Raw genomic sequence first — 13,591 nt, 5'->3', positions numbered from 1 at the left:
TTAGCCTGCTTTCTATAAACACAGGTGTTGATTACACCGATCATCATGAGTATTATACCAAAATTTAATCAAAATTCCTAAAAAATTTGGGAATCATCAATTAACTGCTTATAAATCGGAATATCTAAAGAATAATTATTGTTTGCCCCATAGTTTGCAGCATTCGATGTAAAAATTACTGCATCTGCCCCGTTTTTTGAAATATCACCGATCGTGTCAAAGCCAAATTCCGTTCCATGAAAATGATATCCTGCATATTGTTGTCCAAATAATTGCGGTACCGTTTGTTGAATCGAATAAACTCCTGATAAATATTTTGAGCGAGTTTTTCCAGGCGAATAAAGAGCTGATGTCTGCTGCGGAGTAAGAATGCTAGAGTTCATAAATGCCCGTAATGTTTGATAAAGATCACCATTTGACATATATAAATTTCCTGTTCCCAACTGTTCATCATAACCGGCCCGTTTTTCCTTAAACGGAACATATGCAGTTGGTCTATGCGGATTAAAATGATACCCCTGAGCTTGAACAGTCCGGTATTTATTCATATTCTGATAAAAATATGAATACCGGAGGCCAAGCGGTTTAATAATATTTTTTTCAAAATATTTATAATAGCTCATATGATTTTCGCGTTGAATGATCCCAGCTAATAAAACAAAGTTGACAGGTTGATAATGCAACTTACCAATCATTTGCGGATTAATTTTAACCTGACTGACCGTATATTGAAGAAACTGCTTATCGTTTGCTGGTTTCTTAATTGGCTGCTGGTCCGTAATTCCAGAAGTCATCGTTAGTAAATTTCGTAAGGTGATCAAATTGGCCCCTTGAATTTGTGGATAAAATTTACTGACCGGTGTATCAAGTGAAAAATGCTTTTCAGCTGCTGTTTTCATTAACAGAACCGCCGTCATACTTTTTTGAATCGAGGCGATTTGGTAGGTAACCTTTCCCGAATTCATTAACCCCTGGGACTGGTTAGCATATCCAAATCCTTGTTGATATACCAAATGATTATTCTTAACCAACGTAACCGTCCCGATAAAGTGCCGGTTTTTCATCAATTGGGTCAATTCTTTCTCGGTTTTCGTTCCTTGAATATAATTCACATTTTGATCAAATGATCCAAGTGGTGGCTGGTAAATATTCATTGCCCGCCCTGAAGAAGTTGCAAGCTGAATTCCACTAATCAGCGCAATTAAAATAATTAACACCCTAATCAAATTCCGTTTACTTTCTCTTGAACTTAACAATTGCTTCACACCTTGCTGTCTGCGGAAACATATCAATTGATTGAATATATTCCACATGATAATCATTTGTTAATTTTACTAAGTCGCGCGCCAATGTTGACGGATTGCATGAAACGTAAACAAATTTTTGCGGTTTAAATCGATGAATTGTTTGAATAAGGTGCGCATCAAGGCCTGTCCGCGGGGGATCTACTACTAATGCATCGGGCACAAAACCTTCTTGCGCCCACTTTGCAAACCATTTATCCGCTGTTCCGATTTCATATATCGCATTCGAAATACCGGAAAGCTGAGCATTCATTCTTGCATCTTGAATTGCCTCTGGAATAATATCCATTCCACGAATTTCCTTTGCATTCTGGCCGACGTATAATCCAATCGTTCCCACACCGCAATACGCATCAACCAACGTTTCATGCGGTTGAAGGTCAAGTGCTTGAGCAACTTGATCATATAGCCGAATCGTTTGCTGCGGGTTCAACTGGAAAAACGCCCGGGCTGAAAGTTTAAAATGAACATTGCCAAGTTGCTCATCAAGATAATCTTTTCCTGCTAAGTTAAACGTTTCATCGCCCCAAATTTGGGAACCGTGACTTCGATTTACGTTTTGCATTATTGAAACAATCTCTGGAAACTGCTGTTGAAGATCATTGATCAACTGATTTTTTTGAGGAAACCGATCGCTTGTTGTAATAAAAACAACTTGAACCTGATCAAATGCTTCGGATTCACGAATCACAACCGTCTTTAATAAACCATAGTGTTGCCGTTCATCGTAGACTGAGATATTCCATTTTTTAATCAAAGCAACGATTACCCGCATAACTTTCATCGTTAACGGCTTTTGGGTACTAAAAGTCGGAAGATCAACGAGGTAATGTGAATTAGGCCGGTACAATCCTGCGAGAATTTCACCATTCTTTGCTTTTCGAATTTGAAATTGAGCCTTATTTCGATAATGGTATGGGTCATCCATTCCCATCGTTGATCGAATCTCCATTTGGCAATATCCTTGCGGCTTAAACTTTACCAACGATTGTCGAATAATATCTTCCTTGAATTTTAATTGAGCTGGATATTGAAGATGTTCAAGCTCGATTCCACCAACATCATACTTATCCCGAGGTTGGGTTCGAACCGGACTTTTTTTCAAAATTTTAACAAGTTGAGCATTGATGTACTTCGCCTGCTCCTTTTCAATTCGAGCTAAAATATATTCTTCCGGCAACGCCTGCGGAACAAAAACGATTTTGCGTTGAAAGTAACCAATGCCTTCACCGTTAATTCCCATTTTTTTAATTTTTAATTTAATAATTTTCTTTTTTTCCATAAAGAACCCCTCTCAGAATATTTCAATTATAGCATTAAACAATTTCAACGTTTATAATGGCAGTAAGAATTGGAGGTTGATAACGTGAAAATTACAGCAATTCAAGCTCAAAAACGAAAAGGGCGGTATAACATCTTTATTGATGGCCATTACCGGTTTCCCGTCAGCGAAGAAGTCTTAATTCAATTTCGTTTGCATAAGGACCAGGAAATTACAGACGACCAGATCAAGGTCATCACTAATGCTGACTCAATTTCAAAAGCTTACAATAAAGCCCTTGATTACCTTTCTTACCAGTTAAGAACTGAAAAAGAAATCATTCAATATCTTCAACAACATGAGTTCACTGACCTTCAAATTAAACCCGTTCTTCAACGTTTACGTGCTCAAGGTTACGTTAATGATCTTGAATACGCTAAAAGTTATGTTCGGACAATTGCGAAGACCTCAGATAAAGGACCGAAAGTGATCACCCAAAACTTACGTAAAAAAGGCGTCCTTGAAAACGATATTGAAACCGCCCTTGAAGAGTTCCCATTTGAAGATCAACTTCAAAATTCAATCAAGATTGCCCAAAAACTTGCCCGCAAATATCATCGCGAAGCCTTCAAAATTCAAATTCAGAAAATTAAAAACGGCCTTTTTGCGAAAGGATTCAGTTCTGAGATTGCAACCGAAGCAATCAATCAGCTTGGTCTCGAGAAAGATGAAGATCAGGAAAACGAACAATTGCATCTCCAAGGAGCTAAAATCGTACGGCGATATCAAAGATTGCCTCTTTCACAACGCAATCAAAAAGTTAAAGTGGCCTTGTACCGCAAAGGTTTTTCCATGGACGAAATCAACCAATTTATTGATGAACAAAACTAAAGGATCGGGAAAGTACCCGATCCTTTAGTTTTGTTTTTGACGGCGTTCATGGATCTTTCGTTGAATTTTCTTTCCAAAACGGTGTTCCTTAGGGACAACCTTTCCATAAATTTTCTCTTCCAAAAACGCATTGACAATTGCGCCAAAGAGAATAATCAAATTCGTAAAGTTCATCCAGAAAAGTAATACTAGGAATGTTCCAATTGTTCCATAACTTAAAATCCGATATGCAAAATACTTCACATAAATCGTAAAGATGCCTGTCAACGCCATCCATCCTAATGCCGCAACTAGAGCCCCCGGCCAAACTGATAACCAGTGAACTTTGACATTTGGCAATACAATATAAATCAAACACAAAATTGAAAAAATAATGATAAATGTCACCGACCAACGATACCGTAAGAAAATTTCCAGATACGATAACGGGAGTTTGAAAATCGGTGTTAAATATTCAAGGACAATTTGACCAAAACTGTAAATCACAAACGTCGTAACTAACAGCGCTCCGAAACTGAGCGTGATCAAAATCGATAATACAGTTGTCACAATAAAATTCTGTGAATCTCCTACTCCAAATATTTGATTCATTGATCTTTTTAATGCGTTAATGCCACGACTTCCAGCCCATAAAGTAAAGATCATTGAAAACGACGCCATCCCCCCTGAACCATGGGTCAAAAATTTACGAACGATTGGGCCTAAAAAGTTATATACCGGTTCCGGAAGTGCAACATTTAAGTACGGCATGATTCGGGTCGCATTTAAATGCATGATTGGTAAAATATTTCCAATAAAAATCACAATTGGAACAATTGTAAGCAAAACATAGTACGTTGCGACAATTGCCATATTGAAAATATCACCCTGAATGGTCTTTCTCAATGCAGTTTTAGCAAAGTCCTTTAAGTTCTTACTAAACTTTTTCATTTTGTAATTCCTTTGCTTATCTCAATTAATAAAACGCACATACCCTTATTAAACCATTTTAAATAAGGATTTTCCGTTAAATTATGATTACAAAAAATAAAAAGGTCGGACTTTCGTCACGACCTTCCATGATCAATGTCATGAATTACTTAAGTGTTTTTGCTAATTCTTTAATGTAAGCCTTTAAGTCAGCACTTACTTCTGGATGCTTCAATCCAAATTGAATTGAAGTCTTTAAGTAACCAAACTTGTAGCCAACATCATACCGGTTACCTTTGAATTCATGCGCAAATACACGTTGAATTTGGTTCAAACGGTCAATGGCATCTGTCAATTGAATTTCATTGCCAGTACCTGGTTTTTGAGTTTCAAGCATATCAAAAATTTCAGGTGTTAATAAGTAACGTCCAATAATTGCTAAATCTGATGGTGCTTTATCAACATCTGGCTTTTCAACAAACTTGTTAACGTCAAATAAACCCGGCTTAGTTTCTGTAACTGGGTCAATTACCCCATACTTGTTAACTTCTTCATGTGGGACTTTCATTACAGCCAATGTTGAAGCATGCGTTTCTTCATAGCGATCAATTAATTGCTTGGTCAACGGAACTTTATCGTCCATGATATCGTCACCTAACATGACAACAAATGGCTCATTACCAACAAAATCCTTGGCCATCAAAACCGCATCGCCTAAACCACGTGGATGTGATTGGCGAATAAAGTACAAGTTAATGTCAGTTGTTTGTTGAACAAGTTCGAGTAAGTCGTTCTTGCCCTTTGCTTTCAAATTTTGTTCAAGTTCAGGAACTGAGTCAAAGTGGTCCTCAATTGGTCGCTTGCCTTTTCCTGTAACAACTAAAATATCTTCAATTCCTGACTTACGTGCTTCTTCAACGATGTATTGAATTGTAGGTTTATCAATAATTGGGAACATTTCTTTGGCTAAAGCCTTTGTGGCTGGAAGAAAACGTGTCCCTAATCCGGCTGCAGGAATAACAGCTTTTCTAACTTTCATTGTTATACCCCTATCTAAATTTATTGGTGTATTTATCTAAAAAGATAATCAAATACCTAGTGTAATTATACCAATAAATAATTCTTTGACAAGTAGATTATCAATTTTGGGTAAGGATTTACTTACTTATCTGAGAAAACTTTAATTTACACGAAGTTCATATTCTCAAATATTCATGATTAAATCGGCATTTTGATTACTTTAATTTTAAAAGCAAATCCTTATCTTAATAACCATTGGGATTTACTTAAATTTATACAAATATTTTTCGTCCATTGCTGGATCTTGCGATGTCAAAATCTTCGGGCCGTCTTTAGTAATTACAATCGTATGTTCATATTGACATGAAAGACCGCCATCTGCTGTTCGGGCTGTCCAACCGTTCGGATCATCCATCACTGCCCGCCATGTACCAGTATTGATCATTGGCTCAATAGTGATTGTCATTCCTTCACGAAGACGCATTCCCTTACCGGCTTCACCATAGTGTGGGACATTCGGTGATTCGTGCATCGTCGGTCCAATTCCATGACCGATGAATTCCCGCACATCGCCATAACCATTTTCGTCTTCCGTATAATGCTGAATTGCCGCTCCGATATCTCCAATGCGGTTGCCAACTTGAGCTTGATCAATTCCAAGGTACAGTGCATTTTTGGTAACTTCCATTAACCGTTCAACTTCTGGACTTGATTTTCCAACTACATAACTCCAGCATGAATCACTCATCGCCCCATGGTAGTTAACAACCGTATCGATCTTAACCAAATCGCCTTCCTTAAAAATCAAATTTTTCCGTGGAAAAGCATGGCAAATTTCGTCATTAACACTAACGCAAGTTGCATACTTGTATCCTTCAAAACCAATTTGTTCCGGAATTGCATCATGTTCCTTGAAATACTTGCGAGCAAATTTTTCAACTTCCCAACTTGATACTCCAGGTTTAATAATGTCGCGTAATCCAACATGCATTCCAGCCAAGATTGCGCCTGAAACTGCCATTTCTTTAATTTCACGCGGCGACTTTAATGTAATCATTTAATTATCCTCCGTTCCAAATCAAATTATTCCTTTCTATTATACCTTAATTTGTTATCATTCGGTAAATTCTAATAAACAATTCTCTCGTTTACCGCTGATTTTTGATATAATTTGGTATAATGAAAAAATATGGGTTTACGGAAAGGAGGCATTCCATTGGCTAAAGCAGAGATCGTTTTCGCAACAATTACTGGAAATAACGAAGACATTGCTGATATCATTGCTGAAAATCTCGAAGATCAGGGTCTTGATGTTCAAGTTGATGAAATTTCACAGGCCGACGTCAGTGATTTTGAAGATGCCGATTTGTGCATTGTATGTCCATATACTTATGATGAAGGAAACTTACCAGATGAAGGAATGGATTTCTTCGACGATCTTCAAGAAACTGACTTGTCAGGAAAAGTATATGGGGTTGCCGGATCAGGTGATACATTTTATGGTGAATACTATTGCACCGCAGTTGATGAATTCAGTCGCGTATTAAAGGAAGCCGGTGCAATTCAAGGTGCCCCGGATGTTAAGATCAACCTTTCACCTGATACTGACGAAGACCTTGATACCCTTGATCAATTTACAGATCAATTAGTAGCTAAATTAGAGGAGTAACATAACAATCATGACCAAAAAACTTTCAATCATTGTACCTTGCTATTGCGAGGAAGAATCAATTCCGTTATTTTATGATGCCGTTGAAAAAGTTGCCCTACAATTACCAAATATTAAACTTGAATATTGGTTTATCGATGATGGTTCATCGGATAATACCCTCGATGAATTACGGAAACTCCAACAAAAAGACCCAGAACATGTTCACTATGCTTCATTTTCCCGTAATTTTGGAAAAGAAGCTGGCCTTTACTGTGGACTGCAACAAGCAACAGGAGATTATGTTGCAGTAATGGACGTTGACCTTCAAGATCCCCCTGAATTATTACCCAAAATGCTTGGCTATCTTGAATCTGGTGAATACGATTGTGTCGGAACACGCCGAGTCGATCGCAAAGGTGAACCGCCGATTCGTTCATTCTTCGCCCACATGTTCTACAAATTGATCAATAAGATTTCCGATACTGAAATCGTTGATGGAGCTCGCGATTACCGCTTAATGACCCGGAAAATGGTTGACGCAATTCTTTCAATGTCTGAATATAATCGGTTCTCAAAGGGAATTTTCAGTTGGGTCGGATTTAAGACGAAATATTTGGAATACCAAAATAAAGAACGAGTTGCCGGTAAAACAAACTGGAACTTTTGGAGTTTATTGAAGTACTCAATTGATGGAATTGTTTCATTCTCCCAAACGCCATTAAACATTGCATCATATGTTGGATTGCTTTCATCGGTTGCATCCGTTATCGGAATTATTTTCGTAATTGCACGGAAACTGATTTACGGCGGATCAGCATTCGGATGGGCATCGATGGTATGTATTTTCCTTCTCATCGGCGGAATTCAACTTCTCTGTCTTGGAATCGTCGGTAAGTATATCGGCAAGATTTTTATGGAAGTCAAGAATCGTCCAGTATATATTTTGAAAGAAAAGAAATAATTTAAAACATTAAACAGCCATGAGAAATCTCATGGCTGTTTTTTTCATTCTTTACTTAACTCCTCAACTTTTACGATCATTTATCCCCCTCTTCTTTTTTTAGTCCCCATGCTTTAAAATGAAGAAAGAATAATATAAGGAGGACCTTTTGGTGGAATTTTCGTTTGACCGTCAAAATCATAAATTCGGATACTTAAAATATACCGCAACCTTTTTGATCGTTGCTTTATTTGTTTATGGAACTTATTTGATCACCGGACATTCGTTAATTTGGAGACTTGACGGTGCCAATCAGCATTTGCCACTTTTAATTGAATTTCGCAAATGCCTGCTTAATTTTATTCACCATCCATCACTTGCAGCCCTCCCTGGTTGGTCATGGCATATGGGACTTGGAGGAGATGCTTTCCAAGTTGACGCATACTATTTATTCGGTGATATTTTTGCATACCTTGTTTTGCTTTTCCCAGCAAGCAAAATTGTTTTCGCATATCAATTTCTGATCGCCTTACGGTTATATTGTGCTGGCTTAGCTTTTTGCTGGTGTGCTTTTCATCTAAAATTAAAGGATTCATCAGTTATTATTGGAGCACTTATCTACCTTTTTAACGCCTTTTTACTTTACTCAAATGTTGCCCAACCGTTCTTCACTCTCCCATTTATTATCTTCCCGATTTTGATCGTTAACCTCGAACGGGTCATTCAAGGAAAGTCGGTTTGGCCGTTACTATTCACATTTACGTGGATGCTGATCAATAATTTTTACTTTGCCTATATCCTTGGTTTAGGAGCCATTGTATATTTAGGATTGCGCTTATTATGGGATCTTAAAACCAAGAAAAACTATCTGAAATTGTTTGTTAAATTGACAAGCGCAACGCTTTTAAGCATCATTAACGCGGCCATTCTTTTACTTCCAGAAATCATCGCGGTTCATAATTCAACCCGGACTTCAAGCACCTTTGCTAACGGTTTAAAGGTATATCCCACCTATTATTATTTAAGCTTACCCGGGCAACTAATTAATGGTGGCAACCGCGACTTTTATTTTTGGAGTGCTCTTGGCTTTGCAAGCATCGCATTTTTTGCCATTTTATACACCTTAAGATCATTTAAACAATATCTCATCATTAACTCGGTATTTATTATCAGTTTTATTATCTTGCTTATTCCGGCTTGCGCTGCGGTTTTCAACGGTTTTTTAGCACCATCTAACCGGTGGACGTTAATGTTATGTCTTCCAATTGCTTTAGCATGTGCGGTCCTTGCTGATAACCTTGAAATTTTGTCTGCCAAAACCATCAAAGCATTTACAATTGGGGCCATTCTTTACATTGTTTATGTTTGTGCAAATTACTTCTTCCAAAATAATGAAAAGATATTCATCCCTGTTGTCTTTTTGTTTGTTACCCTTGGCACGTTGCTTTTGATTCACCATTATCAACCGCAACATGCGCGACAAATCCTTCTTGGAGTCGTATTGTTAAACGTGATCTGCAATGCTGTTTACTTTGAAGCACCTTATAACGAAGGTTATTCAAACGAAATGTTGCCGCAAAAAAGTTACCTGCACCTTGCTGATATTCAATACGGAAAACTTGCCCAAAAATTGACTGATCAAACCGGTTATCGAATCTCAACAATCAGCCAAAACGCGGACTTTGGAGCCGGTTATCACATGTACAATAACCAACAAACAAATGTTAACTCCATTAACTCCTACTATTCATTGCAAAATAAATTTGTTGGCGACTTTGCACAAAATCTGCAAAATACTCAATTTGAAGCTAACATTCCCCTTGCACAATTTGATGATCGGACAGTTGCAAATAACTTTTTCGGAGTTAAATATCTCTTTGTCCATTACCAACAACCGAATAATGCCAAGATTCCTGCCGGCTATACGCTCGATGCCAGCCAAATGCTGAATACATATACAAACGATCGAATTCTGCGGTATCGGACTCAGCAGAATTTTCCCCTAATGTACTGGCAACCAAAAGTCTTTACTCCGAAACAGTATGCAACTTATGGTCCAACTCAAAAAGAGCGTGCTCTTGCTGATGGTGTTTTAGTCAACCAGTCAACTGGGCTTCCGCAAGCATCCGTTAAAGGACAAGTGATTAGCCTTCCGTTTAAACTGATTTCAAGCAATGGGAACGTGATCGATCCGCAAAATCTCGAACATCTTGATTCAAATGAAAGCTACAAGGTTGTTCTCGATCTTCAAAATTTAACCCCTGAACAACAAAAAGCACTGAAGAATTCCGAACTGCACCTTGAATTTGAAAACCTGCATTATCGACCACTAACGTTGAAACAGCAAATTACAATGCAACAAACCAACACGGATTACCACCTCGCTGACGGAAAGCTGACCCAAAATTCGAAACTAAGTGCTTATCAGGCCTTTCGAAACAATATCATTAGCGGTCTGCCTGATCAAAGTTTCAAGATTCAGGCAACTACGTCACTTGGAAAGGAAATCATTAAGCAACCAAAAGCCCAAATTTTATCATTTTACAAACAGGTCAAAAACGGAACGATGAATTTAGGGTTCTATCCTCATATTCCGCAAACGATTGATTTAAATTTCAATCATCTCGGGAACTATTCGTTTGATTTAAAACTGGTTGCTGAACCGCTTGGCAGCCAATATGTTCACCAAGTTCAAATTATTCAAAAAAACCGGCTACGGCAGCTGAAATTATCGCCGAACCACCTTCAAGGAACGATCAAGACCACACGTCCGGGAATTTTAACCTCATCGATTCCATACTCTGATGGGTGGCAAGCGACCGTCAATGGAAAAAAAGTACCACTTCTTCGCACGAATACCGCATTCATTGGAATTAAACTTCCTGTCGGCGTTCATCACGTTGAATTGAGTTACCATACTCCGGGATTAAAACTCGGAATTTTCATTTCAGCAATCGGAGGGGTTATCACCTTGATCAGCGGAGGGATTACATTAATCCAAAGGAAAAAGAGTAAATAAAAAACGCGACGTTAACGTCGCGTTTTTTATTTATTTAAATTCTTCCGGGCAAGTTTTAAGTTGTCCAAAATAATATTGAATCGCCTTAACAATTCGTTGGGCTGCATGCCCATCGCCATATGGATTTTTAGCGTTTGCCATTGCATCATATTCTTCTTGATTGTCTAATAAAGTTTCCATTTCATTTTTGACCGTTTGATAATTTGTTCCAACTAATTTTAATGTTCCTGCCTCAATTCCTTCTGGTCGCTCTGTCGTATCTCGCAGTACCAGAACTGGTTTTCCAAGAGCTGGCGCCTCTTCTTGAACGCCACCGGAATCTGACATGATAAAAAAGCTTCGCGCTACAAGATTATGAAAATCAATTACATCAAGCGGATCGATCAAATGGACCCGGTCAACATGATCAAAAATTTCGTGAGCTGTTTTTTGAACCGCTGGGCTTAAATGAACCGGATAAATCACTTCGATTTCTGGATGGGTTTCAACCACATCACGAATGGCCTTAAAGACCCGTTTCATCGGCTCACCTTGGTTTTCTCGCCGGTGCATCGTTACTAAAATCAATTTTTTCTGCGGATCAACAAGCTCTAAAATGTCATGATGATAATCATCCTGCACGGTTTCATGCAATGCATCGATTGCTGTATTGCCGGTAATAAAAATCTTGGATGCCGCATGATTTTCTTTTAACAAATTATTCTTGCTTTGCTGCGTTGGCGCAAAATACAAATCGGCAAGATCATCCGTCATTTGTCGGTTCATTTCTTCTGGATAAGGTGAATACTTATTCCAGGTCCGCAAACCGGCTTCAACGTGACCAACTGCAACTTGTTGGTAAAATGCAGCTAAACTGGCTGCAAAAGTAGTTGTTGTATCACCATGAACCAATACAATGTCTGGCTTTTCCGTTTCAATGACCCCTTTTAACTTATTTAAAACAACAACCGTTATGTCATTTAGGCTCTGCCTCTGGTGCATAATATTTAAATCATAATCCGGTTTGATTTTAAAAACTTCAAGCACCTGGTCCAACATTTCCCGGTGCTGGGCCGTAACGGTCGTCACCGCTTCAATTTGATCAACATGCTTGTTCAGTTCTAACACAAGCGGGGCCATTTTAATTGCTTCTGGCCGCGTCCCAAAAACGGTCATTACTTTGATCTTTTTCATATAGACCCTCCTCTTGTCCTATATAATCAATTTCACTTACATTTCTATGCTATCATATATATTAAGATGAATGGAGGTTCCCTACTATGACAATTGCAAATTTTGAAGAAAAATTACAAAAATATGCTGAATTAATCGTTAAGGTAGGTGTCAATGTCCAACCAGGACAAGAAGTTGTTCTCTATATCAATGTTGATCAACAACACCTTGCTCACTTAATCGTCAAAGAAGCTTACCAAGCTGGTGCCGGAAAAGTAATGATCAAATGGAACGATACCTTTGCCCAACGCGAATTTCTTGAACATGCAAGTGATGAATTTCTTGAAAATGTTCCGGAATTTGCCAAGGAAGAAGCCCAATATATCGCTGAACACCGTTGCTGTCGAATTTCAGTTATGTCAGAAGATCCGGGAGCATTTGGCGGAATTGATCAAAAACGGGTTGCAGCATACCAAAGTGCCAACGGAAAAGCATTAATGCCCGTTCGGCAAGCAACCCAAAACAATGATTTAAGCTGGACAGTTGTTGCCGCTGCCAGTCCAGCATGGGCTGAACGCGTCTTCCCTGATCTAAAGGGCGAAGCTGCCGTTGATCGTTTGTGGGAAGAAATTTTCAAAACAACCCGGATCGACCGTGAAGACCCAATTCAAGCGTGGAAAGATCACGATGCTAAGTTACATGAAAAGGAAGATTGGTTAAATAAGGAACAGTTCAGTGCATTACACTACATTTCACCACGAACTGATTTAACAATCGGGCTTCCCGAAAATCACGTATGGGAAGGCGGCGGAAGTAAAAATGCTGCTGGAATTGAATTTATGGCTAACATGCCAACAGAGGAATGCTTTACTGCGCCTGACAATCGCCGGATCAACGGTTACGTAACTTCAACCAAGCCGCTAAGTTATGCTGGCAACATTCTTGAAAATATGAAATTCACATTTAAAGAAGGGAAAGTTGTTGAAGCAACCGCTGAAAAGGGTCAAGCGGTCCTTGATCACCTTCTTGAAACCGATGAAGGTGTTCGTTCACTTGGTGAAGTTTCCCTTGTTCCGGATCCATCACCGATTTCCCAATCAGGAATCACGTTCTTTAACACCCTCTTCGATGAAAATGCAAGCGATCACCTTGCTTTAGGGGCTGCTTATCCGTTTAATGTTCAAGGTGGAACCAAAATGAGTGAAAATCAACTTAAAGCTAAAGGAATCAACTTTAGTCAAGCACATGTCGATTTCATGGTCGGGTCAGCTGATATGAATATTGACGGAATTAAAAAAGATGGGACAATTGTTCCTGTATTCCGAAATGGCGATTGGGCTTAATTAACAAAGAAGATGTAATAAAATATAAAAAAAGAGACTGTGACATGATATGCACCCCAAATTTTGGACAAAATAAATCTAAAATTTTGGGGTGTTTTTAT

The 13,591-nt window shown here is 38.4% G+C and carries 11 protein-coding genes; 5 read left to right on the top strand and 6 right to left on the bottom strand.

Features of this window, described 5'->3' with window-relative positions; translation table 11 throughout:
• Positions 1–77: 77 nt before the first annotated feature.
• The gene (locus tag FC64_RS02930; protein ID WP_057906467.1) at positions 78–1,256 is read right to left on the bottom strand and encodes a serine hydrolase domain-containing protein; all 1,179 of its coding nucleotides are present in this window, start codon (positions 1,254–1,256) and stop codon (positions 78–80) included.
• Positions 1,234–2,586 (bottom strand): 23S rRNA (uracil(1939)-C(5))-methyltransferase RlmD, encoded by a 1,353-nt coding sequence (rlmD, locus tag FC64_RS02925; protein WP_057906466.1) that lies wholly within the window; start codon positions 2,584–2,586, stop codon positions 1,234–1,236. Before rlmD ends, FC64_RS02930 begins: the two co-directional genes overlap by 23 nt.
• Before the next feature lie 84 nt (positions 2,587–2,670).
• On the opposite strand from rlmD, the gene recX reads away from it, so the two are divergent.
• A complete protein-coding gene (gene recX, locus FC64_RS02920; RefSeq protein WP_057906465.1) occupies positions 2,671–3,456 on the top strand; it encodes a recombination regulator RecX in 786 nt (261 codons plus the stop codon).
• Between the two features lie 24 nt (positions 3,457–3,480).
• Here the strand turns inward: recX and FC64_RS02915 are convergent, their stop codons facing one another.
• The 3 genes from FC64_RS02915 to map all read right to left on the bottom strand — a co-directional run bounded on the left by FC64_RS02915 (position 3,481) and on the right by map (position 6,442).
• Positions 3,481–4,386: a YihY/virulence factor BrkB family protein gene (locus FC64_RS02915; RefSeq protein ID WP_081035622.1), complete on the bottom strand. Its 906-nt coding sequence runs from the start codon at positions 4,384–4,386 to the stop codon at positions 3,481–3,483.
• A gap of 145 nt (positions 4,387–4,531) precedes the next feature.
• Positions 4,532–5,404: a UTP--glucose-1-phosphate uridylyltransferase GalU gene (gene galU, locus FC64_RS02910; protein ID WP_057906464.1), complete on the bottom strand. Its 873-nt coding sequence runs from the start codon at positions 5,402–5,404 to the stop codon at positions 4,532–4,534.
• 243 nt (positions 5,405–5,647) lie between these two features.
• Positions 5,648–6,442, bottom strand: a complete 795-nt coding sequence (gene map / locus FC64_RS02905; protein WP_057906463.1) for a type I methionyl aminopeptidase — start codon at positions 6,440–6,442, stop codon at positions 5,648–5,650.
• 159 nt (positions 6,443–6,601) lie between these two features.
• Between map and FC64_RS02900 the strand changes: the two genes are divergently transcribed.
• The 3 genes from FC64_RS02900 to FC64_RS02890 all read left to right on the top strand — a co-directional run bounded on the left by FC64_RS02900 (position 6,602) and on the right by FC64_RS02890 (position 10,995).
• On the top strand, positions 6,602–7,054 hold the full coding sequence (locus FC64_RS02900) for a flavodoxin (RefSeq protein WP_057906462.1): 453 nt from the start codon (positions 6,602–6,604) through the stop codon (positions 7,052–7,054).
• 10 nt (positions 7,055–7,064) lie between these two features.
• Positions 7,065–7,997 carry a glycosyltransferase family 2 protein gene (locus FC64_RS02895; RefSeq protein WP_057906461.1) on the top strand — a complete coding sequence of 311 codons (933 nt, stop codon included), beginning with the start codon at positions 7,065–7,067 and terminating at the stop codon, positions 7,995–7,997.
• A gap of 151 nt (positions 7,998–8,148) precedes the next feature.
• Positions 8,149–10,995: a YfhO family protein gene (locus tag FC64_RS02890; protein ID WP_057906460.1), complete on the top strand. Its 2,847-nt coding sequence runs from the start codon at positions 8,149–8,151 to the stop codon at positions 10,993–10,995.
• A 30-nt stretch (positions 10,996–11,025) separates the two neighbouring features.
• Here the strand turns inward: FC64_RS02890 and wecB are convergent, their stop codons facing one another.
• A complete protein-coding gene (wecB, locus tag FC64_RS02885) occupies positions 11,026–12,168 on the bottom strand; it encodes a non-hydrolyzing UDP-N-acetylglucosamine 2-epimerase (protein WP_057906459.1) in 1,143 nt (380 codons plus the stop codon).
• An 86-nt stretch (positions 12,169–12,254) separates the two neighbouring features.
• On the opposite strand from wecB, the gene FC64_RS02880 reads away from it, so the two are divergent.
• Positions 12,255–13,490: an aminopeptidase gene (locus FC64_RS02880; protein WP_057906458.1), complete on the top strand. Its 1,236-nt coding sequence runs from the start codon at positions 12,255–12,257 to the stop codon at positions 13,488–13,490.
• Positions 13,491–13,591: the final 101 nt, after the last annotated feature.

Origin of the sequence: Ligilactobacillus araffinosus DSM 20653 (assembly GCF_001435375.1) — a bacterium.
GTDB classification, from domain to species: Bacteria; Bacillota; Bacilli; order Lactobacillales; family Lactobacillaceae; genus Ligilactobacillus; species Ligilactobacillus araffinosus.
The sequence above is the reverse complement of the archived record's forward strand: the minus strand, read 5'-3'. Positions and strand labels throughout refer to the sequence as shown.